The organism is Streptomyces canus (assembly GCF_030815415.1).
Taxonomy (GTDB): Bacteria; Actinomycetota; Actinomycetes; order Streptomycetales; family Streptomycetaceae; genus Streptomyces; species Streptomyces canus_F.
In genome coordinates this window covers 6,404,760-6,429,432 of sequence record NZ_JAUSWW010000001.1, presented here as the reverse complement: position 1 = coordinate 6,429,432, position 24,673 = coordinate 6,404,760, and the positions used below count along the sequence as shown (strand labels likewise).

Below are 24,673 nucleotides of genomic sequence, written 5' to 3'. Positions count from 1 at the left end.
TCACAGATGGCGGCGTCGGGTAGAGACGTGCCGGTCGTACAGCTCTCGTGCCTTCACCGCTGACGGTCGGGTCGCGGTCTCGGCCACAGGTACATCCCACCAGGCTTGCGCCGGAGGCGCGCCCGACACTGTGTCTGCCGTTTCGGTCTCGACGTAGACACATGTGGGAATGTCCGCCGCACGTGCCTGAGCGAGGGCCTCGCGCAGGTCACTCACGGTCTTCGCGCGCAGCACGCGCATGCCCAGGCTGGCCGCGTTGGCGGCCAGATCCACCGGGAGCGGCGCCCCGGTGTAGGTACCGTCCTCGGACCGGTACCGGTAGGCGGTGCCGAACCGCTCACCGCCCACCGACTCGGAGAGCCCGCCGATCGAGGCGTACCCGTGGTTCTGGATGAGCAGCATCTTGATCGCGACGCCCTCCTGGACGGCGGTCACGATCTCGGTCGGCATCATCAGGTACGTGCCGTCGCCGACCAGCGCCCAGACGTTGCGCTCGGGGGCGGCCATCTTCACGCCGATCGCGGCCGGGATCTCGTAGCCCATGCAGGAGTAGCCGTACTCCAGGTGGTACTGGTCCCGGGAGCGTGCCCGCCACAGCTTGTGGAGGTCGCCGGGGAGCGAGCCGGCCGCGTTGATGATCACGTCCGACTCGTCGACTATCGCGTCCAGGGCGCCGAGGACCTGCGGCTGGGTCGGGCGGACATCGGGTTCGTCGGCCTCGTAGGCGGCGTCGACGCGGTACTCCCAGCGGTCCTTGTCGAGCCTGTACTCATCGGCGTACGACTCCGTGACCCGGTGGTCGTGCGTCCGCAGGGCCGCGGTCAGCTCGGCCAGGCAGCTGCTCGCGTCCGCGACCAGCGGCTGCCCGGCGAGCTTGTGGCCGTCGAACGGGGCGATGTTGAGGTTGAGGAAGCGCACGCCGTCACCCGAGAACAGGGTGTGGGAGGCGGTGGTGAAGTCGGTGTAGCGGGTGCCGACGCCTATCACCAGGTCGGCTTGGCGGGCGAGTTCGTTGGCGGTCGCGGTGCCGGTGTGGCCGACGCCGCCGACGTCCTGGGGGTGGTCCCAGCGCAGCGAGCCCTTGCCGGCCTGGGTGGAGGCGACGGGGATGCCCGTGGTCTGCGCGAACTCGGCGAGGGCCTCCGCCGCGCGGCTGTGGTGGACGCCGCCGCCCGCGATGATCAGCGGGCGCCGCGCGGACCGGATCGCCGTGACCGCCTCGGCGAGTTCGGTCGGGTCCGCGCCCGGCCGTCGTACGACCCAGGTGCGCTCGGCGAAGAACTCCTCGGGCCAGTCGTAGGCCTCGGCCTGGACGTCCTGCGGGAGCGCGAGGGTCACCGCGCCCGTCTCCACCGGGTCGGTGAGGACGCGCATCGCCTGGAGGGCCGCCGGGATCAGGGCCTCCGGCCGGGTGACGCGGTCGAAGTACCTCGACACCGGGCGCAGGCTGTCGTTGACGCTGATGTCTCCCGCGTACGGGACTTCCAGCTGCTGGAGGACCGGGTCGGCGACGCGGGTGGCGAAGGTGTCGCCGGGGAGGAGCAGGACCGGGAGGTGGTTGATCGTGGCGAGCGCGGCGCCGGTGACCAGGTTGGTCGCGCCGGGGCCGATCGACGTCGTCACGGCGTGCGTGGACAGGCGGTTGGACTGGCGGGCGTAGCCGATGGCCGCGTGGACCATCGACTGCTCGTTGCGGCCCTGGTGGTACGGCATGTCGTCGCCGTACTCGATGAGCGCCTGGCCGAGTCCGGCCACGTTGCCGTGGCCGAAGATGCCCCAGGTGGCGCCGATCAGCCGCTGCCGTACGCCGTCGCGCTCCGTGTACTGGGCGGCGAGGAAGCGTACGAGTGCCTGCGCGACCGTGAGCCTCGTCGTTGAGGTCATCGGTAACCCTCCGTGTGGTCCGGGTGGAAGCAGATCCGCCACTCCCGCGTCTGACCCGGTCCCGCCATGACGTTCAGGTAGTACATGTCGTGGTCGGGCTGGGCGATGGACGGGCCGTGCCAGCCGTCGGGGACGAGGACGGCGTCGCCGGAGCGGACCTCCGTGAGGACGTCCGATCCGCCCTCACGGGAGGGAGATACGCGCTGATAGCCGAAACCGTTCGGGCCGTCGATCTCGAAGTAGTAGATCTCCTCCAGCTCCGCTTCCTCGCCGGGCCGGTTCTCGTCGTGCTTGTGGGGCGGGTACGAGGACCAGTTGCCGCCGGGGGTGATGACCTCGACGGCGATGAGCTTGTCGCAGTCGAAGGCGTCGGCGGAGGCGAAGTTGCGGACGTGGCGCAGCCGGTTGCCGCTGCCGCGCTCTTCGGTGGGGACCTCCGGCGCGGGGCCGTAGCGGGCGGGGAGTCGTCGCTCGCACTTCGCTCCTGCCAGGGCGAAGCGGCCTCCCGCGCCGGAGGCGATCGTTGCCCGGGCGTCGCGGGGAACGTACGCGAAGTCGGAGACCGACGCGAACACGCTTTCCCTGCCCAGGAGTTGGAACTCGTTTTCTTCTGTTTGTACGGTACATCCGCCTTCCAGCGGAAGGACGATCCACTCGCTGTCGCCGGTGGTGAAGGTGTGCGTGCCACCCGGCTCCAGCGTGACGATCCGCAGACTGCAGTAGGTCCAGCCGGCCCGCTTGGGGTCGATGTCCACGGTGTACAGGGCGTTGGTCGAGGATCCCTGGGGAACGTACAACTCGATGCTCATGCGGCCCTCACAGCAGTCCTACGGCGGTGTCCACGGCGGCGGCCACGTCCCCGTCCGCCGGGTAGAGCAGCGAACGGCCGACCACCAGGCCCCGGACGGTGGGGAGTTGCAGCGCCCCGCGCCACTTCTCGTACGCGCCGTCCTGGTCGTCGCCCACCTCGCCGCCCAGCAGCACGGCGGGCAAGGTGGAGGTGGCCATGACCTCGGCCATGTCGTCGGGGTTGTCGGTGACGGGGACCTTCAGCCAGGTGTAGGCCGAACTGCCGCCCAGGCCCGAGGCGATGGCGATGGACTTGGTGACGGCCTCGGCGGAGAGGTCGTTGCGCACCTTGCCCTCGTCCGTGCGGCTGCTGATGAACGGCTCGACGAAGACCGGGAGTCGCCGTGCGGCCATGTCGTCGATCGCGCGGGCGGTGGACTCCATGGTGGTGAGGGAGCCCGCGTCGGCGTAGTCGATCCGCAGGAGCAGCTTGCCGGCGTCGAAGCCGAGCCGCTGTATGTCCTCGGCGCGGTGGCCGGTGAAGCGGTCGTCGAGTTCGAAGCTGGCGCCCTGGAGACCGCCGCGGTTCATCGATCCCATGACGACCTTGCCGTCGAGGGCGCCGAGCAGCAGTAGGTCGTCGAGGATGTCGGCGGTGGCGAGGACGCCGTCGACGCCGGGCCGGGACAGCGCCAGGACCAGGCGTTCGAGCAGGTCGGCGCGGTTGGCCATGGCGAACTTGCGGTCGCCGACGCCGAGGGCGCCGCGGGCCGGGTGGTCGGCGGCGACGATCATCAGGCGGTCGTTCGCGCCGAGCAGCGGCCGGCGGACCCGGCGGGCGGCGGCCTCAGCGATCGCCTCGGGGTGGCGGGTGCGCAGACGGACGAGTTCGGAGACGTCGACGGTCACTTGACGGCCCCCGCGCTGATCGCGGCCTCGACCTCGTCCGGTGTGGGCATCGCCGAGCTGCACTCCAGTCGGGAGGCGACGATGGCACCGGCCGCGTTGGCGTGCCGCATGATCTTCTCCAGGTCCCAGCCTTCGAGGAGGCCGTGGCAGAGCGAGCCGCCGAAGGCGTCGCCGGCGCCGAGGCCGTTGAGGACGGTGACGGGCAGGGGCGGGACCTCGGCTTCCTCGCCCTTGCTGTTGACGGCGAGGACACCCTTGGGGCCCTGCTTGACCACGGCGAGTTCGACACCGGCGTCCAGCAGCGCCTGAGCCGCCGCGCGGGGTTCGCGGACGCCTGTCGCGACCTCCACCTCGTCGAGGTTGCCGACCGCGACGGTGGTGTGCCGCAGGGCCTCCTCGTAGAAGGGGCGGGCCCTGTCAGCGGGGTCCTTCCAGGCTGTGTCATTCCAGAACATGGGGCGCCAGTCGAGGTCGAAGACCGTGAGGCCCGCCTTGGCGCGGTGGGCGAGGGCCGCCAGCGTCGCCGTACGGCTGGGCTCCTCGCTCAGGCCGGTGCCGGTGACCCAGAAGATACCGGCGTCCCGGATGGCGTCGAGGTCGAGCTCGTGGGCGTCGATCTCCAGGTCCGGGGCCTTGGGCTCCCGGTAGAAGTACAGCGGGAAGTCGTCGGGCGGGAAGATCTCGCAGAAGACGACCGGGGTGGGCAGGCCCGGAACCGGGGTGACCCAGCGGTCGTCGACGCCGAAGTCCTTCAGCGCCTGGTGGAGATAGGTCCCGAAGGGGTCGTCGCCGGTGCGTGTGATCACCGCGGTGCGGCGTCCCAGGCGGGCGGCGGCGACCGCGACGTTGGTGGCCGAGCCGCCGAGGAACTTGCCGAAGGACTCCACCTCCGGCAGCGGGACGCCCGTCTGCAGCGGATAGATGTCTACTCCGATCCGCCCCATGGTGATCAGGTCGTACGCCATCGAGTTCCCTTCGTATCGGCTCTCCCCGGATTTCTAGCCTCGGATCCCGAGCCCTGTCAATGTTTTGTCCAGACATTCGGACGAGACCTTGACAGCGCTTACTGCTCGAACGGAAGCTGACCGGCATGACGTCGTTGTCACCTCAGCCCTCACTGTCGCGCATCCGGATCGGGTCGGCTCCCGACTCCTGGGGTGTGTGGTTCCCCGACGACCCCCAGCAGGTCCCCTGGCAGCGCTTCCTCGACGAGGTGGCCGGCTCCGGTTACGAGTGGATCGAGCTGGGCCCGTACGGGTATCTGCCGACCGATCCCGCGGTCCTCACCGAGGAGGTGAACCGCCGGGGCCTGAAAGTGTCCGCCGGCACCGTCTTCACCGGCCTGCATCATGGCGAGGCCGTGTGGGAGAAGACCTGGGCGCATGTCGCGGACAACGCGGTGCTGGCGCAGGCGATGGGGGCGAAGCACCTCGTGGTCATCCCGTCCTTCTGGCGGGACGACAAGACCGGTGAGGTGCTGGAGTCCGACACCCTGACGCCGGAGCAGTGGCGCAATCTCACCTCGTTGACCGAGCGTCTTGGGCAGCGGGTGCGGGAGGAGTACGGGCTCCGGATCGTCGTCCATCCGCACGCCGACACGCACATCGACAGTGAGTCGAATGTCGTCCGGTTCCTGGACGGGACCGACTCCTCGCTCGTGTCGCTGTGTCTGGACACCGGGCACTACGCGTACTGCGGTGGGGACAGCGTCAAGCTGATCGAGACGTACGGGTCGCGGATCGGGTATCTGCATCTCAAGCAGGTGGATCCGGAGATCCTCGCGGACGTGCGGGCCAAGGGGACGCCGTTCGGGCCCGCGGTGGCGCAGGGTGTGATGTGTGAGCCGCCGACGGGGGTGCCTGCGCTGGGGCCGGTGCTGGAGGCGGCGGGCAAGCTGGATGTGGATCTGTTCGCGATCGTCGAGCAGGACATGTATCCGTGTGAGCCGGACAAGCCGTTGCCCATTGCTCAGCGGACTCGGGCGTTCTTGAGGTCCTGCGGGGCGTAAGCAGTTTTCCGTCCGCGGGGGCGTGGGGGCTGGTCGCGCAGTTCCCCGCGCCCCTGGGCATGTTGCAGCATGGCCGGATGACTCGTGCCGTGCGTGTCCTGAACGGATATTCGCCCACTGGGACCTAGGAGTTCGCCGTTTGCCGCGCCTCATCCTCGGGTGCGGCCCGCGATCATCAGCTATCGCGGGGTTCGGGTCGCCATGAAGGGGCCCCGGCGGCGGTTGGAGGCGCCCATCGGGGCGGCCACGCTGCTGCTCGGGTTCGAGGAACCCGTACGGATCTCCCGCGCGGGACGCGCCCCTGACACCCTTGCGTCCGTGTTCTGCGGGCCCACGACGACCTCCGCCGTCGGAGAGCACAAGGGACGACTCTCCGGCATCGAGGTGTTGTTGGCACCCTGGGCGGCCTTCGCGCTCTTCGGGACGCCGCAGCACGAGCTCGCCGATCGGACCGTCGATCCGGACGAGTTGCCGCATGCCTTGTCCCACCGGGTCGGTGAACTCGCTTCCGCCCTGGCCGCGTTGCCGTCGTGGGAGTCACGGTTCGAGCTGCTGGACGAGGTGTTCGCGCGGTGGTTCGCGGCCGGTACGCCCTGTTCGGACCGAGTCGTGCGAGCGTGGGCGGAGTTGGTGCGGAGCGGGGGTGTGATGCCGGTGCCGCGGCTTGCCGAGGAGGTCGGGTGGAGTGTGCGGCAGCTGGAGAGCCGGTTCCGGGAGCAGATCGGGATCGGGCCCAAGGCGGCGGGCCGGGTGCTGCGGTTGCAGGGGGCTCGGCGGCTGCTGGCGGCGGGGCCGGGGCAGACGGAGACCGCGGCGGTGTGCGGGTACGACGACCAGGCCCATCTCAGCGGTGAGTTCAAGGCGATGACCGGGTGCACACCGCGGGAGTTCACGCCGGCGCGGCGCGGGCCGGGCGGGGTGCCCGACGGTGACCGGATGACGGGTGAGGCGACGAGTCTGGTGCTCACACCGGGTGGCGGTGCGGATTTTCCAGGACCGGCGGTGTTGGCTGAATGCAGCCTGTGACCTCCGGTGCTGAGCCGCTCCGGCCCGCCCTTGCGCTCGCGTCCGGCCGCACGCCATGAGGAACGATCCGCGTGCCGATGTCAACGCGCCCCGCCCATAGGCCCGCGTACTCCTTTGCTGCACTCACGTCACAAATGCCCCCTTCGTGTCACACATGTCGCGTGTACGCGGGCCTTGCGTCACACGCGGTACACAGGCCCTGACTTGCAGTCACTCAGCGTCGTTCACCGGGCGCAGGCTTTGTGATCGCCAGCGCAGCGCCCGGTACCCCCGACGGCCGTTCCCGGCCGCCGCCGCGGCGCGCGCGAGGAGGTGCCACTCATGACCGACCGAAGGCTCTGGTCGTACAAGGAGATCGCGGCGCACATCCGGGTGCAGCCGGACACCGTGCGGTCGTACCGCAAGCACGGGCTGCTTCCGCCGCCCGACCATGTCGAGGGCGGCAAGCCGTTCTGGTACGCGGACACCGTCCGCAGGTGGGTCGCCGCGCGCCCCGGCAACCGTGGGCGCAGAGAGGACTGAGACACCTCCCGTCGTGTCGAAGGGTGCCTGCGTACGGCTCGCCGGCACCCCTTTTCGTGGTGCCGGCGGTCTCGAAAATCGCAGGCCGGAAGGAGGTCGCCTCTGACACAGTCGCCCCATGAGCGACTTCTCTGTCAAACCTGTCCTCACCGGCGAGAAGACCGTGCTGCGCCCGTTCACGGAGGCGGACGCAGAGGGCATGTGGGAGATCATCGGCGACGCGGAGGTCACCCACTTCACGGGCGACCCGCCCGACGAAATCACCCCGGAGCGGCTGCGGGACTGGTACGGCTCCCGCAGCGCTCAGCCAGACCGCCTCGACCTCGCCGTCACCGACGCCGCCACCGGTGAACTCGTCGGCGAGGTCGTGCTGTACGAGTGGGACCCCGGCGCCCGCAGCTGCACCTTCCGCACGCTCATCGGCCCGCGGGGACGCGGCCGGGGCATCGGCACGGAGGCGACCCGGCTCGTCGTCGGGTACGGCTTCGAGCGACTCGGTCTGCACCGGATCCAGCTGGAGGCATACGCCTTCAACCACCGGGCCCTGCGCGTGTACGAGAAGGCCGGGTTCGTACGGGAGGGGCTCCGGCGGGAGACCGAGTTCAAGCACGGCGCATGGGTCGACGAAGTCGTCATGGGCATCCTCGACCGCGACTGGGCCGCCCTCACCGCCACGGCTCGATGACCGTCACCCCCGCCCCCGGTGCCGTGCCCATCGCGGCCAGCGCGGCGGGTGTCGCGTCCAGGTCGATCGAGGACGTCACCAGCAGATCGGGCCGCAGCACGCCCGCCCGGACCAGCTCCAGCATCGGCGGGTAGGTGTGCGCGGCCATGCCGTGGCTGCCGAGCAGTTCGAGCTCCAGGGCGATCACGCGGGCCATCGGAACCGGGGTCGTGCCGGTGGGTGAGGGCAGCAGGCCGACCTGGACGTGCCGGCCCCGGCGGCGCAGCGAGTCGACCGAGGCCGCGCAGGTGGCGGGCGAGCCGAGCGCGTCCAGCGACAGATGGGCGCCGCCGCCGGTCAGCTCGCGGACCGCCGCCCCCGCGTCACCGGCCTTCGACGCGTCCACGCACTGCGCCGCGCCGAACTTGCGTGCCAGGTCGAGCGCCTGCGGGGACACGTCCACCGCCACCACCCTCGCCCCCGACGCCGCCGCGATCATCACCGCCGACAGGCCCACCCCGCCGCAGCCGTGCACCGCGACCCACTCCCCCGCAGCGACCCTTCCCTGTTGCACGACCGCGCGGAACGCCGTGGCGAAACGGCAGCCGAGCGCTGCGGCCGTGGCGTAGGAGAGGTCGTCGGGGATCGCCACGAGGTTCACGTCGGCGTGGTCCAGGGCCACGTACTGGGCGAACGAACCCCAGTGGGTGAAGCCCGGCTGGGTCTGGTGCGGGCAGATCTGGTGGTCGCCGGCGGCGCAGGTCGCGCAGGTGCCGCAGGCGCAGACGAAGGGGACGGTCACTCTCTCGCCGGGGCGCCAGGCGGTGACCGCGGTGCCGACTGCTTCCACGACACCGGCGAGTTCGTGGCCGGGTACGTGGGGGAGGGTGATGTCCGGGTCGTGGCCCTGCCAGCCGTGCCAGTCGCTTCGGCAGAGGCCGGTGGCTTCTACACGTACGACGACTCCGTGGGGTGCTGGGCGGGGGTCGGGCAGATCCCGTACCTCGGCGGGCTCACCGTATTGCTCGAAGACCACCGCTCGCATCTGCCATCCCATCGCCGTTTTCGTCTACGGGTACATCGTGGCTGGTCGCGCCCCGCGGCGGAGCCGCAGATCGATACAGCCCCGCGCCCCTGTCGGCGCGCGCTTCCCCGCCCTCGCTCAATCCGAACCGCCCGTGGAACCTCCGCAACGGTCCTGGTGCCCACCACGTCGCCCTTCCCGTCAGCTTCATCACCGCCGGGACCAGCAGGCTTCGCACGATCATCGCGTCCATCACCACCGCCAACGCGATGCCGAGGCCCAGCATCTTGGTGTTCGTCACCCGTGACGTGCCGATCGCGACCATGACCACAGCCAGGATCACCGCCGCCGCCGTGATCAAGCCGCCCGTGCGCTGGAGGCCGTGGCGGACCGCCTCGTTGTGGTCGCCTGTCGTGTCGTACTCCTCCTTGATGCGGGAGAGGAGGAAGACGCCGTAGTCCATGGAGAGGCCGAAGGCCACACAGAACATCAGGACCGGGAGGGTCGTCTCGATCGAGCCGGGGCTGGTGAAGCCCAGCGGGCCGGAGAGGTGGCCGTCCTGGAAGACCCAGACCACCGCGCCGAACATGGCCGTCAGACTGAGCGCGTTGAGCACCACCGCCTGGATCGGTATCAGCACGCTGCCGGTCAGGAGGAAGACCAGGAGCAGGGTGACGATCACTATGAAGGCGGCCGCCCAGGGAAGTTGCTCGGCTATCGCGTCCTTGGAGTCGACCAGGACGGCCGCGGTACCGGTCACGCTGGTGTCGAAGGGGGCGTCCGTGGAGCGCAGTTCGCCCACGAGACGCTGAGCCGCGTCGTCGACCGCCTCGCCCTTCGGCTGCACCGTAAAGTACGCCGACTCGCCGTTCACCAGGGGGCCGTCGACCCTCAGTACCCCGGGGAGCTCGGCGATCCGCTCCTTGTACGCGGCGTACTGGGCTTCGCTCGCGCGGCCCTCCGCCAGGACTTCCAGGCCACCGCCGGGGCTGCCCGGGAAACCGTCCCTGATGTGCTGCTGCACGACATGGGACTCGGCGGTCGAGGGCAGTTGGCGGTCGTCGGCGGTGCCGAACCTCACGCCCAGGAAGGGGAGTCCGAGCAGGACGAGGACCGCGGTGGTGCCGAGGGCGAAGAAGGGAGCCCGGCGCATCACGAGTGTCGCCGCGCGGGCCCAGGCCGTACCTTCCCGGGCGGGCCGCGCGCGGCGGAACAGGCGCCGCAGGTCCCAGGAGTCGACCCGCTCTCCCAGCAGGACCAGCGCCGCCGGGAGCAGGATCAGTGCGGCCGCCGCGGCCAGCAGGACGACCGCGATGCCGGCGTAGGCGAAAGAGCGCAGGAAGTACTGCGGGAAGAGCAGCATCGCCGCCAGGGAGACCGCGACCGTGAGGGCCGAGAAGAGGACCGTGCGGCCGGCCGTGCGCAGGGTGGTGCCGACCGCGGTCGACGGGTCGGCGCCGGCGGACAGTTCCTCGCGGAAGCGGCGGACGATGAACAGGGCGTAGTCGATGGCGAGGCCGAGGCCGAGGGCCGTGGTGAGGTTCATCGCGAAGACCGAGACGTCGGTGAACTCGGTCAGGCCGCGCAGCACCGCGTTGGTGCCCAGGATCGCCACGATGCCGATGCCGAGGGGCAGCAGGGCGGCGACCGCGCTGCCGAAGACCATCACCAGCAGGACGAGCGTCACCGGCAGGGCGATCAGCTCGGCCCGGGTGAGGTCCTCCTGGATGATCGTCTGCATCTCGTGCCGCACGGCGACCGGGCCGCCGATCGTCACCTCCACCGGGCCGTGCGCACCGCGGAACGAGGGGGCGAGGCGATCCAGGGTCTTGCCCATCACCTTCTCGTCGCCCGTGATGCGGGCGGCGATCAGCGCCTCATGGCCGTCCTCCGCGCGCAGGGCCGGGGCGCCGGTGGCCCAGTAGGAGCCGACGCCCGTCACGCCCTCCTCGCCCGCCAGCCGCTCCGTCAGCCGCTCGGCCTCGGCCGCGACCGCCGGGTCGTCCACCGAGGCGCTTCCCGCGTCGACCAGGAGCAGGAGGTTGGGCTGGGAGTCCGGGAACTCGCGCTCCAGCGCCTTGGTCGCGTACGTGGACTCGGCGTCCGGGTCCTCCCAGCCGCCGGCGCCCATGCGGTCGGCGACACCGCTGCCGGCCAGCACGGCGAGCACGGTGAGCACGAGGGCCGCGAACAGCGACAACCGAGGTCGGGCGGTCACGAGCTTGGTCCAGCCCCCGGTGCGCGGCGGCTTGTCGACTTCGGTCATCGTGCGGTGTCCCCTTCACCGGGCAGCATGGATCTGCCATTGCCTTGCCATAGACTGACAAACACGAGAGATCGCTCGCGTTTCTCCAGAATGCGAGCGACCGCTCGTGTTGTCAATCCTGTTCGGAGAGTTGGGGATAACGCGTGCCCGCGAACGAGGAGAAGGACCCGCCGCGCCGCCGCCAGGCCCGCGGTGAACGCCGTATCGCACAGTTGCTCGAAGCCGCGGCCTCGGTCTTCTGCACGACCGGCTACACGGCCGCGAGCACCAACGCCATCGCCCGGGAGGCGGGCGTCTCACCGGGCACGCTCTACCAGTTCTTCCCGAACAAGGAAGCGATCGCCGTCGAGCTCGGCGGCCGGCTCGTGCACGAGATGCAGGAGACCTACGGCGAGGCGCTCGCGCCCGTCGACCCGACGACCCCGCTGGAGCAGGCGGTCGGCACCATCGTCGACCGGTTCATCGACTTCAACTGCCGGCACCCGGTGTTCTTCGCGCTGATGCACGGCCCCGACATCCCCGGCCGGATCGCCGAGCAGCACGACGCCCTGCACACGACCCTCGTCGCCCGCGTCGAGAACCTGCTCCGCTCGCTCATGCCCGCGGCGCCCCAGAGCGCGATCACCCGTGTCGCGCACATGGCACTGGGGATGTACATGGCCGGCCTGGAGCTCATCCTCGCCCACGAGGGCACAGAACGGGACGCGTACGTCCAGGAGTTGAAAAACGCCCTGGTCCGCTATCTCGACCCGCTCGTGGGAGCCGGACTCGGCCTGCCGGACGGACTCACCACGGCTCCGAGCCCCTGACCGCCTCCCCCGACCCCACCCCTGATCCCGCTCGGCAGCTTTCCGGCGCCGGTGACCTTCATGCCGTGGGCGTACGAGCGGCACGGCCGGGACCTCGGCGTCAGTGTGATCCTCGGCTGCTTCCTGACGGGCGGCACGCGCGGCATGCGGGCCGGACTCGTCCTCGGCGTGACCGTCGGATTCGGCTCAGCGGCCCTGGAGAGCGCGGGATACGCCTGCAACGCCGCGGTCTCCACGAACGGGCGCTTCCCCTTCGCCGGGCCCGTGATCGGCACGCTCGTCGGCGTCTCGCCGCCGCACGCCCTGTGGGACTCGACACACGGCATCGTGCTGTGGTTGATGGCGCGGCCGGCGAGCACCCGTCCGGACAGGGAGCTGTTCGCCTGGTGCTCGTGCCCTTTTCGGCGTCGCGTGGGTCCGGGCGCCGACGCGGCGGGACCCTTCTTGGAGAAATACCCCCTAGGGGTATAATGTGGGTAACGGCCCACATCCCTCGACGAGGAGAACGACATGAGCGCCCAGACCGACACCCAGGGTTCCGTCACCACCGTCTACAAGGTGAGCGGGATGAGCTGTGGACACTGCGAGGGTTCCGTGTCCGGCGAGCTCTCCGAGATCGCGGGGGTGACGTCGGTGAAGGCCGTCGCGTCGACCGGTGAGGTCACGGTCGTGTCGCAGGCCCCGCTCGACGAGGAGGCGGTGCGCGCGGCCGTGGACGAGGCTGGGTTCGAGCTCGTCGGCAAGGCCTGACCCCACCCCCTCACCAAGGGCCGTGCCGACCGGTTGAGACTGGTCCCGCACGGCCCGGCCCGTTTCCTGGAGTACGGCATGACCACCACCGAGACCCCGATAACGCCGACCGCCTCCGAAGTCGAGCTCCTCATCGGCGGGATGACCTGTGCCTCCTGCGCGGCTCGTGTGGAGAAGAAGCTCAACCGGATGGACGGGGTCACCGCCACGGTGAACTACGCCACCGAGAAGGCGAAGGTCACCTTCGCCGAGGGCGTCGGGGTCGCCGATCTGATCGCCACGGTGGTGAAGACCGGGTACACGGCACAGGAGCCGGCGCCGCCCCGGGAGGAAGCCGCGGACGAGGACCCGGAGTTGACGTCGCTACGGCAGCGTCTCGTCGTCGCCGCCGTGCTCGCCGTCCCCGTGGTGCTGCTCTCGATGGTCCCGGCCCTCCAGTTCGACAATTGGCAGTGGCTCGCGCTCACCCTCGCCTCCCCCGTCGTCGTCTGGGGCGGGCTGCCCTTCCACAAGGCCGCCTGGACGAACGCGCGGCACGCCGCGGCCACCATGGACACGCTGGTCTCGCTGGGCACCCTGGCCGCGTTCGGCTGGTCGCTGTGGGCGCTGTTCTTCGGGGACGCCGGCATGGCGGGCATGAAGGACGAGTTCGCGTTCACCGTCTCCCGCGCGCAGGGCGCCTCGACCATCTATCTCGAAGTGGCCGCAGGGGTCACCGTGTTCATCCTGCTCGGGCGCTATCTGGAGGCCCGTTCCAAGCGGCGCGCGGGGGCGGCGCTGCGGGCGCTGATGGAGCTGGGCGCCAAGGACGTGGCCGTGCTGCGGGACGGGCGCGAGGTGCGGATCCCGGTGGGCCGGCTGACGGTCGGGGACCGGTTCGCCGTACGGCCCGGGGAGAAGGTCGCCACCGACGGCACCGTCGTCGAGGGTGCCTCCGCGGTGGACGCGTCGATGCTGACCGGGGAGTCGGTGCCGGTGGACGTGACGGTGGGGTCCGCCGTCGCGGGCGCGACCGTGAACGTCGGCGGGCGGCTCGTCGTGGCGGCCACGCGCGTGGGCGCCGACACGCAGCTCGCGCGGATGGCGAAGCTCGTCGAGGAGGCACAGAACGGCAAGGCCGAGGTGCAGCGGCTCGCCGACCGGATCTCCGCCGTGTTCGTGCCGGCCGTCATCCTGATCGCCGTCGCCACCTTCGGGGCCTGGCTGGGCCTCACCGGGGACACCGTCGCCGCGTTCACCGCGGCCGTCGCCGTGCTGATCATCGCCTGTCCGTGCGCGCTGGGACTGGCCACGCCGACCGCGCTGATGGTCGGGACGGGCCGCGGGGCGCAGCTGGGCATCCTCATCAAGGGGCCCGAGGTGCTGGAGTCCACGCGCCGGGTCGACACCGTCGTACTCGACAAGACCGGCACGGTGACCACCGGACGCATGACCCTCCAGGAGGTCTACGCCGTCGAGGGCACCGACGAGAAGCAGGTGCTGCGGCTCGCGGGCGCCCTGGAGCACGCCTCCGAGCACCCCGTCGCCCGGGCGGTCGCGGCCGGTGCCGAGGAGCGGGTCGGGCCGCTGCCGGAGGTCGAGGGGTTCGAGAACGTGCCCGGCCGGGGCGTGCGTGGGCGCGTGGAGGGCCGTGACGTTGCCGTGGGGCGCCTCCACGACGTCCTGCCGCAGGAGTTGGCCCGGATCAAGGAAGAGGCCGAGAGCGGCGGGCGTACGGCCGTGGTGGTCGGCTGGGACGGGGTGGCACGGGGTGTCGTGGCCGTCGCGGACGCGGTGAAGGAGACGAGTGCCGAGGCGGTGCGGGAGCTGCGGGCACTGGGGCTGACGCCGGTGCTGCTGACCGGGGACAACCGGGCGGTGGCGGAGGCGGTGGCCGCGCAGGTCGGGATCGAGCGGGTCGTCGCCGAGGTGCTGCCCGAGGACAAGGTCGACGTCGTACGGCGGTTGCGGGCCGAGGGACGGGTCGTGGCCATGGTCGGGGACGGGGTCAACGACGCGGCCGCGCTCGCCACGGCGGACCTGGGGCTCGCCATGGGGACGGGGACGGACGCGGCGATCGAGGCGAGTGATCTGACGCTGGTGCGCGGGGATCTTCGGGTGGCCGTCGACGCGATCAGGCTGTCGCGGCGGACGCTGGCGACGATCAAGGGCAATCTCGTGTGGGCGTTCGGCTACAACGTGGCGGCGCTGCCGCTGGCCGCCGCGGGGCTTCTGAACCCGATGATCGCGGGGGCCGCCATGGCCTTCTCCTCGGTCTTCGTGGTGACGAACAGCCTGCGTCTGCGCGCATTCCGTTGAGGGGCCCCTCTGGAGTCCGGCGCGACACTCACATAAGCTCTTCACAAGGCTCGCGCATCATCCTTACGCTTGGGCCTCGATCGCCGTATCGGCCCTCTTGCGTACCTAACGGACAAATGCAAGAGACGCAGATCACAGTGATGTGAAGGTAACCATCGAAGGGGTTCGAAGGTCTAAGTTGACGATGTCAGGCCGCGTCTTGGGGGGCGCGTTCTGGCATCTGAGGATGTCTTGGGGGACTTCCTCAGAGATGCGTTGCCGGGGCACGCACTTCGGGAAGCTTTGAGCGGCCCTCCCGACCGTGCGCTGTCCCGGCAGATCGCACACTGGAGTAGTACGGCGAGTTTTGCTCGTTCTGCTCAACCGCAGTACCAGGCAATACCGAAAGACAGCGAATTCAGGCGCTGGTCTCTCAGACGCCCGGCCGGATCCCGTGGGGGGAATCCGCACCGGGACATGGGAAGGCGCCCTGGTCGTCGGCCCGTGGGGGGACTGGCGCTGGGGCGCCTTCTCCTATGTGAGCTCACGCACGAACACCGGACACACGAAGGCCCCGCACACCTTCATCAGGTGTTACGGGGCCCTGCGACGTCACGCCTCACCAGCGGGGACGTGGGCGACTGCGAAGCCGAGTCATGCGCTTCCACCGGCGGGGGCACCCATCAAGCGGCGCCCCCGTCGGTAGGTGTCAGCGCTCCTCGACCGGGACGAAGTCGCGCTCGACGACGCCCGTGTAGATCTGGCGGGGGCGGCCGATGCGGGAGCCGGGCTCCTTGATCATTTCGTGCCACTGGGCGATCCAGCCGGGGAGGCGGCCGAGGGCGAAGAGGACCGTGAACATCTCGGTCGGGAAGCCCATGGCGCGGTAGATGAGGCCGGTGTAGAAGTCGACGTTCGGGTAGAGGCTGCGCGAGACGAAGTAGTCGTCGGAGAGCGCGTGCTCCTCCAGCTTCAGGGCGATGTCCAGCAGCTCGTCGGACTTGCCCAGCGCCGAGAGAACGTCGTGGGCCGCGGCCTTGATGATCTTGGCGCGCGGGTCGAAGTTCTTGTACACCCGGTGGCCGAAGCCCATCAGGCGGACGCCGTCCTCCTTGTTCTTCACCTTGCGGATGAAGGAGTCGACATCGCCGCCGGACGCCTGGATGCCCTCGAGCATCTCCAGGACGGACTGGTTGGCGCCACCGTGCAGCGGGCCCCACAGGGCGGAGATGCCGGCGGAGATCGACGCGAACATGTTCGCCTGCGAGGAACCGACCAGGCGGACCGTCGACGTCGAACAGTTCTGCTCGTGGTCGGCGTGCAGGATGAGGAGCTTGTCCAGGGCCGAGACGACGACCGGGTCGAGCTCGTACTCCTGCGCCGGGACCGAGAAGGTCATCCGCAGGAAGTTCTCGACGTAACCGAGGTCGTTGCGCGGGTAGACGAACGGGTGACCGATCGACTTCTTGTACGCGTACGCCGCGATCGTCGGAAGCTTGGCGAGAAGGCGGATCGTCGAGAGGTTGCGCTGGTTCTCGTCGAAGGGGTTGTGGCTGTCCTGGTAGAAGGTGGACAGCGCGGAGACGACCGAGGACAGCATCGCCATCGGGTGGGCGTCGCGCGGGAAGCCACGGTAGAAGTTCTTGACGTCCTCGTGCAGCAGGGTGTGCTGCGTGATTTCGTTCTTGAAAACGGAGAGTTCATCGACGGTCGGCAGCTCACCGTTGATCAGCAGGTAGGCGACCTCCAGGAAGGTGGAGCGCTCGGCCAGCTGCTCGATCGGGTAGCCGCGGTAGCGGAGGATGCCCGCCTCGCCGTCGAGGTAGGTGACGGCGGATTTATAGGCCGCGGTGTTCCCGTAGCCACTGTCCAGTGTCACCAGACCGGTCTGGGCGCGGAGCTTGCCGATGTCGAAGCCCTTGTCGCCGACGGTGCTGTCGATCACCGGGTAGGTGTACTCGCCGTCGCCGTACCGCAGTACTACAGAGTTGTCGCTCACGTCTTCCCTCACCCGACGTTGTGCCTCATCTTCGAGGTTGCCCTGACTGTCTCTACCATCCCCCATTTGGCGCAGGAGAGTGCACTCGGGGTCGGCCATTGGGCTAATTGGCGGCACTCAGTGCCGCCAGCTTGCCCATCCTGCCCCTCCTCGCCCGGTTCCGGAAGGGCTCTGTGACCTTCATGACTCATTTGATCGATCATTTTTCGCGATGCATGACCCGGCGCCCCACCTCACTCCCGGAGGGGGCCCGGTGAGAGGCGGAAGTCGAGGGCCGTACAGCGCCGCCCCGCCGACACCGTGCGCACCGCCTGACCGATCGCCTTGCGCGAACCGACGAGGACGACCAGCTTCTTGGCCCGGGTGACCGCCGTGTAGAGCAGGTTCCGTTGAAGCATCATCCATGCTCCCGTGGTGACGGGGATCACCACAGCGGGATATTCACTGCCCTGGGAACGGTGAATGGTCACCGCGTACGCATGGGCCAGTTCGTCCAGTTCATCGAATTCGTACGGAACCTCCTCGTCCTCGTCCGTCAGCACCGTGAGGCGCTGGTCGACCGGGTCGAGTGAGGTGACGACGCCCACGGTGCCGTTGAAGACACCGTTCTTGCCCTTCTCGTAATTGTTGCGAATCTGGGTGACCTTGTCGCCGACGCGGAAGACTCTTCCGCCGAACCGCTTCTCCGGGACGTCGGGGCGGCCCGGCGTGATGGCCTGCTGCAACAGGCCGTTGAGGTTTCCGGCGCCGGCGGGGCCCCGGTGCATGGGGGCGAGGACCTGGACGTCGCGGCGCGGGTCGAGTCCGAACTTGGCCGGAATTCGCCGGGCCGCCACGTCGACCGTGAGCCGGCCCGCCTCCTCCGTGTCGTCCTCGACGAAGAGGAAGAAGTCCTTCATGCCGTCGGTGACGGGGTGCTGCCCGGAGTTGATCCGGTGGGCGTTGGTGACCACCCCGGACTGCTGGGCCTGACGGAACACGCGCGTGAGACGGACGGCGGGGATGGGGCTGCCGTCGGCGAGCAGGTCGCGCAGGACCTCCCCCGCCCCGACGCTGGGGAGTTGGTCGACGTCCCCGACGAAGAGGAGGTGCGCGCCCGGGGGCACCGCCTTCACGAGCTTGTTGGCGAGCAGCAGGTCCAGCATCGAGGCCTCGTCCACCACCACCAGGTCCGCCGGGAGGGGACGGTCCTTGTCGTACGCCGCGTCCCCGCCCGGCTTCAGCTCCAGGAGGCGGTGGACGGTGGAGGCCTCGGCGCCGGTGAGTTCGGCGAGGCGCTTGGCGGCACGCCCCGTGGGGGCGGCGAGGACGACCCTGGCCTTCCTGGCGCGGGCCAGCTCCACGATCGAGCGGACCGTGAAGGACTTGCCGCAGCCGGGACCGCCGGTGAGGACGGCGACCTTCTTGGTGAGCGCGAGCTTGACGGCGGCCTCCTGCTCGGCGGCGAGGTCGGCGCCCGTACGGCCCTTCAGCCAGCCGAGCGCCTTGTCCCAGGCCACGTCGTGGAAGCCCGGCATACGGTCCTCGTCGGTACGCAGGAGGCGCAGCAGCTGGGCGGAGAGGGAGAGTTCGGCTCGGTGGAAGGGGACGAGGTAGATCGCGGTGACGGGTTCCCCGTGCTCGCCGGGCACCTTTTCGCGTACGACGCCGGGTTCGCCGGAGTCCTCGTCCGGCTGGGCCAGTTCGGCGAGGCACTCGATGACGAGACCGGTGTCGACCTGGAGGAGCTTGACCGCGTCGGCGATCAGCCTCTCCTCGGGGAGGTAGCAGTTGCCCTGGTCGGTGGCCTGCGAAAGGGCGTACTGCAGACCCGCCTTGACGCGCTCCGGGCTGTCGTGCGGGATGCCGACGGACTGGGCGATCTTGTCGGCGGTGAGGAAGCCGATGCCCCAGACGTCGGAGGCGAGGCGGTAGGGCTGGTTCTTGACGACGGAGATGGAGGCGTCGCCGTACTTCTTGTAGATCCGCACGGCGATGGACGTGGAGACTTCCACGGTCTGGAGGAAGAGCATCACCTCCTTGATCGCCTTCTGTTCCTCCCAGGCGTCGGCGATCTTCTTGGTCCGCTTCGGGCCGAGCCCGGGGACCTCGATGAGCCGCTTGGGCTCCTCCTCGATGATCTGGAGGGTGTCCAGGCCGAAGTGCTGGGTGATGCGGTCGGCGAAGACGGGCCCGATGCCCTTGACGAGACCCGAGCCGAGGTAGCGGCGGATGCCCTGGACGGTGGCCGGCAGGACGGTCGTGTAGTTCTCCACGGTGAACTGCTTGCCGTACTGCGGATGCGAGCCCCAACGCCCCTCCATCCGGAGGGACTCACCGACCTGGGCGCCGAGCAGCGCGCCGACGACGGTGAGGAGGTCGCCGCCGCCCCTGCCCGTGTCGACACGGGCGACCGTGTAGCCGTTCTCCTCGTTGGCGTACGTGATCCGTTCGAGCACGCCTTCCAACGTGGCCAATCGGCGGTCCGCTTCTGCCTCTTGCCTGGACATGATCCGACGGTACCGGCCAGGTCTGACAGCGGGAGCAGCTCCCGCCGTTCAGCCCGATCACCGACTTGTCAAAGGCATGTGATCCGCTCCAGTACGCCTTCGAGTACGGCGAGCCCCTGAGCCATGATCCGACGGTACCGGGGGCCTGTGACAGTGGGGGCGTCAGCGGTCAGGCGGACTGGGACTGCACGTGGGTGATCACCGGTTCGAAGTCCTCCGTCGGGGAGAACTCCACGAAGTCGCAGTCCTCCAGCGCCTCCGGGACATGGCCGGGGGCCCAGTAGTACGCCTGGCCCGCCTCGTAGGTCTCCGAGCCCGTGGCCGTGCGCATCCGGAGCTTTCCCTTGAGGAGGTAGCCCCAGTGGGGGCACTGGCAGGCGTCGCCGGTCAGGCCCTTGAAGGCGGGGCCCATGTCCGCGCCCTGCGGGAGGTGGATGTAGCCGACGGACATGCCGCCGCCGATGGGCATCGTGCGCAGTTCGACCCCGTTGCCTTCGATGGCCACGGGGACGTCGTTCCGTGTCGCCGACGTCATGACTCCTCCGTCTCCGGCCCTCGCGAGGGCCCCGGTGAGATCAGTCCGTACCTCCAGGGTGGCACTCCCGCGGCCGCGGCACATCTGAGCGCCGATCATCACGATCGGATCTCGGGATGCCGGGAGGGGCTTGATAACCCGCGTGTAATCGATTCCAATCCTCTGCATACGTCGATGTAATCGATTCCACGAGGAGGTGGAGCGGCGATGGCGAGCATCAAGGATGTCGCTGCCGAGGCGGGGGTCTCCGTCGCCACGGTCTCGCGCGTCCTGAACGACCACCCGTCGGTCAGCGACGACGCACGCACCCGTGTACTGGCCGCCGTCGATGCGCTGGGCTACCGCCCGAACGCCGTCGCCCGTTCGCTGCGCACCGACCAGACCCGCACCCTCGGCCTGGTCATCAGCGACGTGATGAACCCGTACTTCACCGAGCTGGCCCGCTCCGTCGAGGAGGAGGCCCGCACGCTGGGGTACAGCGTCATCATCGGCAACGCCGACGAGCGGCCCGACCTCCAGGACCACCACGTACGGACCCTGCTGGACCGCCGTATCGACGGCCTCCTCGTCTCCCCCACCGACGGCGGCTCCCCGCTGATGCTGGACGCCGCGCGCGGGGGGACCCCGATGGTCTTCGTGGACCGGTGGATCCCCGGCGTCGACGTGCCCGTCGTACGGTCCGACGGGCGGGGCGCCGTGCGTGATCTCGTCGCGCATCTGCACGCGCTCGGACACCGGCGGCTCGCCATCATCGCGGGGCCCGCCGCCACCACCACCGGTCGCGAGCGTGTGGAGGCCTTCAGGGAAGCACTCCAGGCCCACGGTCTCGAACTCCCCGACGCCTACACAGGACAGGGCGACTTCCAGGCCGAGAGCGGGCGCCGGGTCACCGAGGGCTTCCTCGATCTGCCCGAGCCGCCCGAGGTCGTGTTCGCGGCCGACAACCTGATGGCGCTCGGCGCCCTGGACGCCGTACGCGCGCGTGGGCTGCGGATTCCGCAGGACATCGCGCTCGCCGCGTTCGACGACATCCCGTGGTTCGTGCACACCGATCCGCCGATCACCGCGGTCGCCCAGCCCACGGGCGAGCTGGGCCGTGCCGCCGTGCGCGCGCTCGTCGACCGCATCGAGGGACGGCCCCCGCAGTCCGTCACCCTCCCCGCCCGTCTCGTCGTACGCCGCTCGTGCGGCGAGCAGCCGGCTTCCCCCGAGTCGGCACCCGCACAGAACAGGAGCCAGTCGTGAGCAACCAGGACGAGTTGCTGCGCATCGAGGGCATCAGGAAGACCTTCCCCGGTGTGGTCGCGCTGGACGGCGTCGACTTCGATCTGCGCCGCGGTGAGGTGCACGTCCTCCTCGGTGAGAACGGCGCGGGCAAGAGCACCCTCATCAAGATGCTCTCCGGCGCCTACACCCCGGACGGCGGGCGGATCCTGGCCGGTGGCAAGGAGGTGCGCATCCATGGCGCGCAGGACTCCGAGCGCCTCGGGATCGCCACCATCTACCAGGAGTTCAACCTCGTGCCCGACCTCACGGTCGCCGAGAACATCTTCCTGGGCCGCCAGCCGCGCCGCTTCGGCATGATCGACCGGAAGAGGATGGAGGCCGACGCCGAGGTCCTCCTCGCGCGCGTGGGCGTCAATGTCTCGCCCCGCGCACGCGTGCGCGAACTCGGCATCGCCCGCCTCCAGATGGTCGAGATCGCCAAGGCGCTGAGTCTGGACACGCGCGTGCTGATCATGGACGAGCCGACCGCCGTGCTCACCTCCGAGGAGGTCGAGAAGCTCTTCGCCATCGTGCGCAAGCTCCGCGAGGACGGCGTGGGCATCGTGTTCATCACCCACCATCTCGAGGAGATCGCCGCCCTCGGCGACCGCGTCACCGTCATCCGCGACGGCAGGTCCGTCGGGCAGGTCCCCGCCGACACCCCCGAGGACGAGCTCGTACGCCTCATGGTGGGCCGCTCGATCGAGCAGCAGTACCCGCGCGAACAGCCTGAGAAGGGCGCCGCGCTGCTCACCGTCGAGGGGCTCACCCGCGACGGGGCCTTCCGCGACGTCACCTTCGAGGTGCACGCCGGTGAGGTCGTCGGCATCGCCGGGCTCGTCGGGGCCGGCCGTACCGAGGTCGTGCGGGCCGTGTTCGGCGCGGACCCGTACGACAAGGGCGCCGTGAAGGTTTCCGGAGCGCCCCTGAAGCGGCACGACGTCAACTCCGCCATGGCCGCCGGCATCGGGCTGATCCCCGAGGACCGCAAGGGCCAGGGGCTCGTCCTGGACGCGTCCGTGGAGGAGAACCTCGGGCTGGTGACGCTGCGTTCGGCCACGCGCGCGGGGCTCGTCGATCTCAAGGGCCAGCGGGAGGCCGCCGCCCGGATCGCCGAGCAGCTGGGCGTCCGGATGGCCGGGCTCCAGCAGCATGTGCGCACGCTCTCCGGCGGCAACCAGCAGAAGGTCGTCATCGGCAAGTGGCTGCTCGCCGACACCAAGGTGCTGATCCTCGACGAGCCGACGCGCGGGATCGACGTCGGCGCCAAGGTCGAGATCTACCAGCTCATCAACGAACTGACGGCCGCGGGCGCCGCCGTCCTCATGATCTCCAGCGATCTGCCCGAGGTGCTCGGCATGAGCGACCGGGTCCTGGTCATGGCCCAGGGCCGGATCGCCGGTGAACTCTCCGCCGCCGAGGCCTCGCAGGACGCCGTGATGGCCCTCGCCGTCAGCAACCCCCCGAACGAGAAGACCGAAACGGAGGCCACCCGTGGCCACTGACACGCTCAAGAGCACGACGGGCGCGAGTGGCGCCTCGGGGCTTCGCCGCCTGCTCCTCGACAACGGCGCGCTCACCGCGCTGATCGTCCTCGTCATCGCGATGTCGGCACTGTCCGGCGACTTCCTGACGACGGACAACCTGCTCAACGTCGGCGTCCAGGCGGCCGTGACCGCCATCCTCGCCTTCGGTGTGACCTTCGTGATCGTCTCGGCGGGCATCGACCTGTCGGTCGGCTCGGTCGCCGCCCTCTCCGCCACCGTCCTCGCCTGGAGCGCGACGTCGGAGGGCGTGCCGGTCTTCCTGGCGGTGCTGCTCGCCGTCGCGACCGGCATAGCGTGCGGCCTGGTCAACGGCTTCCTCATCTCGTACGGGAAGCTGCCGCCGTTCATCGCGACGCTCGCCATGCTGTCGGTGGCCCGCGGTCTGTCCCTGGTGATCTCGCAGGGCTCCCCCATCGCCTTCCCCGACTCGGTCTCGCACCTCGGTGACACGCTCGGCGGCTGGCTGCCGGTGCCGGTGCTCGTGATGGTCGCCATGGGCCTCATCACCGCGTTCGTGCTGGGCCGGACGTACATCGGCCGCTCGATGTACGCGATCGGCGGCAACGAGGAGGCGGCCCGGCTCTCCGGTCTGCGGGTGCAGAGGCAGAAGCTCGCGATCTACGCCTTCTCCGGACTGTTCGCCGCCGCCGCGGGCATCGTGCTCGCCTCCCGGCTCTCCTCCGCGCAGCCGCAGGCCGCGCAGGGCTACGAGCTCGACGCGATCGCCGCGGTCGTCATCGGCGGTGCCTCGCTGGCCGGTGGCACGGGCAAGGCGTCCGGCACGCTGATCGGTGCGCTGATCCTCGCGGTGCTGCGCAACGGGCTCAACCTGCTGTCCGTCTCGGCGTTCTGGCAACAGGTCGTCATCGGTGTGGTGATCGCGCTCGCCGTGCTCCTCGACACCGTGCGCCGCAAGGCCGGGGCGACCCCGGTGACGGCGAGCGGGACCGGCAACAAGGGCAGGCAGGCGGCGACCTACCTGCTCGCCGCCGTGGTCGCGGCGGCGATCGTCGGCGCCACCTCCTTCCTGCACAGCGGTTCCTCGGACGCGGGGAAGTCGCAGCGGATCGGGCTGTCCCTCTCGACGCTCAACAACCCGTTCTTCGTGTCGATCCGCGCCGGCGCGCAGGCCGAGGCGAAGAAGCTGGGCGTGGACCTGACCGTCACGGACGCGCAGAACGACGCCTCACAACAGGCCAACCAGCTGGAGAACTTCACCAGTTCGGGACTCGGCACGATCATCGTCAACCCGGTGGACTCCGACGCGGTGACCCCGGCGGCGAAGGCCGTCAACAAGGCGGACATCCCGCTGGTGGCCGTCGACCGCGCGGTCAACAACGCGACCACCGCCGCGCTCGTCGCCTCCGACAACACCACCGGCGGCAAGCTCGCCGCCAAGTCGCTCGCCGAGAAGCTGGGCGGCAAGGGAAAGATCGTGATCCTCCAGGGCCAGGCCGGCACCTCCGCCAGCCGGGAGCGCGGCGCCGGTTTCGCCGAGGGGCTGAAGGCCTACCCGGGTATCGAGGTCGTCGCCAAGCAGCCGGCCGACTGGGACCGCACCAAGGGCCTGGACGTCATGACCAACCTGCTGCAGGCCAACCCGGACGTCTCCGGTGTCTTCGCGGAGAACGACGAGATGGCGCTCGGCGCGATCAAGGCGCTCGGTTCCAAGGCAGGAAAGTCCGTGCAGGTCATCGGCTTCGACGGAACCGACGACGGTCTCAAGGCCGTCAAGGCAGGCACGCTGTACGCATCCGTGGCGCAGCAGCCGTCCGAACTCGGCAGGATCGCCGTGCGGAACGCGGTGAAGGCCGCCGAGGGTGAGAAGGTCGCGAAGTCGGTGATGGTGCCGGTGAAGGTGGTCACGGAGGAGAACGTGGCCGGGTTCACGGGCTGAGACCACAGGGCG

At 69.9% G+C, this 24,673-nt stretch carries 20 protein-coding genes; 11 read left to right on the top strand and 9 right to left on the bottom strand.

What is annotated here, in order from left to right; all coding sequences use genetic code 11:
* From iolD to iolC, 4 genes are read right to left on the bottom strand one after another with little or no spacing between them, the layout of a single operon-like run.
* Nucleotides 1-1,884 carry a 3D-(3,5/4)-trihydroxycyclohexane-1,2-dione acylhydrolase (decyclizing) gene (gene iolD, locus QF037_RS29795; RefSeq protein ID WP_307030423.1) on the bottom strand — a complete coding sequence of 628 codons (1,884 nt, stop codon included), beginning with the start codon at nt 1,882-1,884 and terminating at the stop codon, nt 1-3.
* A complete protein-coding gene (iolB, locus tag QF037_RS29790; protein WP_307030421.1) occupies nt 1,881-2,693 on the bottom strand; it encodes a 5-deoxy-glucuronate isomerase in 813 nt (270 codons plus the stop codon). The genes iolD and iolB overlap by 4 nt, the downstream gene beginning before the upstream one ends.
* 7 nt (nt 2,694-2,700) lie before the next feature.
* Nucleotides 2,701-3,582 carry a Cgl0159 family (beta/alpha)8-fold protein gene (locus tag QF037_RS29785; RefSeq protein WP_307030418.1) on the bottom strand — a complete coding sequence of 294 codons (882 nt, stop codon included), beginning with the start codon at nt 3,580-3,582 and terminating at the stop codon, nt 2,701-2,703.
* Nucleotides 3,579-4,547 carry a 5-dehydro-2-deoxygluconokinase gene (gene iolC / locus QF037_RS29780; RefSeq protein WP_307030416.1) on the bottom strand — a complete coding sequence of 323 codons (969 nt, stop codon included), beginning with the start codon at nt 4,545-4,547 and terminating at the stop codon, nt 3,579-3,581. Before iolC ends, QF037_RS29785 begins: the two co-directional genes overlap by 4 nt.
* Before the next feature lie 125 nt (nt 4,548-4,672).
* Between iolC and QF037_RS29775 the strand changes: the two genes are divergently transcribed.
* The 4 genes from QF037_RS29775 to QF037_RS29760 all read left to right on the top strand — a co-directional run bounded on the left by QF037_RS29775 (nt 4,673) and on the right by QF037_RS29760 (nt 7,823).
* Nucleotides 4,673-5,590, top strand: a complete 918-nt coding sequence (locus QF037_RS29775) for a sugar phosphate isomerase/epimerase family protein (RefSeq protein WP_307030414.1) — start codon at nt 4,673-4,675, stop codon at nt 5,588-5,590.
* 201 nt (nt 5,591-5,791) lie between these two features.
* Nucleotides 5,792-6,616, top strand: a complete 825-nt coding sequence (locus tag QF037_RS29770) for a helix-turn-helix transcriptional regulator (RefSeq protein WP_307030411.1) — start codon at nt 5,792-5,794, stop codon at nt 6,614-6,616.
* A gap of 321 nt (nt 6,617-6,937) precedes the next feature.
* On the top strand, nt 6,938-7,138 hold the full coding sequence (locus QF037_RS29765; protein ID WP_307030409.1) for a helix-turn-helix transcriptional regulator: 201 nt from the start codon (nt 6,938-6,940) through the stop codon (nt 7,136-7,138).
* Between the two features lie 118 nt (nt 7,139-7,256).
* Complete coding sequence (locus QF037_RS29760; RefSeq protein ID WP_307030407.1) at nt 7,257-7,823, top strand: GNAT family N-acetyltransferase; 567 nt, start codon at nt 7,257-7,259, stop codon at nt 7,821-7,823.
* Here the strand turns inward: QF037_RS29760 and QF037_RS29755 are convergent.
* Together QF037_RS29755 and QF037_RS29750 are read right to left on the bottom strand one after the other, a co-directional pair.
* The gene (locus tag QF037_RS29755; RefSeq protein ID WP_307037435.1) at nt 7,804-8,847 is read right to left on the bottom strand and encodes a zinc-dependent alcohol dehydrogenase family protein; all 1,044 of its coding nucleotides are present in this window, start codon (nt 8,845-8,847) and stop codon (nt 7,804-7,806) included. The two genes, QF037_RS29760 and QF037_RS29755, sit on opposite strands and share 20 nt — an antisense overlap.
* Entirely contained in the window at nt 8,816-11,092 is a 2,277-nt protein-coding gene (locus QF037_RS29750; RefSeq protein ID WP_307030405.1) for an MMPL family transporter, read from the bottom strand. Before QF037_RS29750 ends, QF037_RS29755 begins: the two co-directional genes overlap by 32 nt.
* 143 nt (nt 11,093-11,235) lie before the next feature.
* On the opposite strand from QF037_RS29750, the gene QF037_RS29745 reads away from it, so the two are divergent.
* The 4 genes from QF037_RS29745 to QF037_RS29730 all read left to right on the top strand — a co-directional run bounded on the left by QF037_RS29745 (nt 11,236) and on the right by QF037_RS29730 (nt 14,949).
* The gene (locus tag QF037_RS29745; RefSeq protein ID WP_307030402.1) at nt 11,236-11,901 is read left to right on the top strand and encodes a TetR/AcrR family transcriptional regulator; all 666 of its coding nucleotides are present in this window, start codon (nt 11,236-11,238) and stop codon (nt 11,899-11,901) included.
* Nucleotides 11,902-11,961: 60 nt separating this feature from the next.
* A complete protein-coding gene (locus QF037_RS29740) occupies nt 11,962-12,372 on the top strand; it encodes a PrsW family glutamic-type intramembrane protease (RefSeq protein ID WP_307037433.1) in 411 nt (136 codons plus the stop codon).
* Between the two features lie 39 nt (nt 12,373-12,411).
* The gene (locus tag QF037_RS29735) at nt 12,412-12,651 is read left to right on the top strand and encodes a heavy-metal-associated domain-containing protein (protein WP_307030400.1); all 240 of its coding nucleotides are present in this window, start codon (nt 12,412-12,414) and stop codon (nt 12,649-12,651) included.
* 78 nt (nt 12,652-12,729) lie between these two features.
* Nucleotides 12,730-14,949, top strand: coding sequence for a heavy metal translocating P-type ATPase (locus tag QF037_RS29730; RefSeq protein WP_307030398.1), 2,220 nt, complete (start codon nt 12,730-12,732; stop codon nt 14,947-14,949).
* A 688-nt stretch (nt 14,950-15,637) separates the two neighbouring features.
* Here QF037_RS29730 and QF037_RS29725 read toward each other — a convergent pair.
* From QF037_RS29725 to QF037_RS29715, 3 genes are all read right to left on the bottom strand, one after another.
* On the bottom strand, nt 15,638-16,927 hold the full coding sequence (locus tag QF037_RS29725) for a citrate synthase (RefSeq protein WP_046262476.1): 1,290 nt from the start codon (nt 16,925-16,927) through the stop codon (nt 15,638-15,640).
* A gap of 233 nt (nt 16,928-17,160) precedes the next feature.
* Entirely contained in the window at nt 17,161-19,416 is a 2,256-nt protein-coding gene (recD2, locus tag QF037_RS29720) for an SF1B family DNA helicase RecD2 (RefSeq protein ID WP_307030396.1), read from the bottom strand.
* Nucleotides 19,417-19,585: 169 nt separating this feature from the next.
* Nucleotides 19,586-19,951, bottom strand: a complete 366-nt coding sequence (locus tag QF037_RS29715; RefSeq protein WP_307030394.1) for a hypothetical protein — start codon at nt 19,949-19,951, stop codon at nt 19,586-19,588.
* Nucleotides 19,952-20,158: 207 nt separating this feature from the next.
* Here QF037_RS29715 and QF037_RS29710 point away from each other — a divergent pair, with 207 nt between their 5' ends.
* Genes QF037_RS29710 through QF037_RS29700 form a run of 3 tightly spaced genes read left to right on the top strand, consistent with a single transcriptional unit; the run spans nt 20,159 to nt 24,661 of the window.
* A complete protein-coding gene (locus QF037_RS29710; RefSeq protein WP_307030392.1) occupies nt 20,159-21,196 on the top strand; it encodes a LacI family DNA-binding transcriptional regulator in 1,038 nt (345 codons plus the stop codon).
* Nucleotides 21,193-22,722 (top strand): sugar ABC transporter ATP-binding protein, encoded by a 1,530-nt coding sequence (locus QF037_RS29705; RefSeq protein ID WP_307030390.1) that lies wholly within the window; start codon nt 21,193-21,195, stop codon nt 22,720-22,722. The genes QF037_RS29710 and QF037_RS29705 overlap by 4 nt, the downstream gene beginning before the upstream one ends.
* Nucleotides 22,712-24,661 carry an ABC transporter permease/substrate-binding protein gene (locus QF037_RS29700; protein WP_307030388.1) on the top strand — a complete coding sequence of 650 codons (1,950 nt, stop codon included), beginning with the start codon at nt 22,712-22,714 and terminating at the stop codon, nt 24,659-24,661. The genes QF037_RS29705 and QF037_RS29700 overlap by 11 nt, the downstream gene beginning before the upstream one ends.
* Nucleotides 24,662-24,673 lie beyond the last annotated feature (12 nt).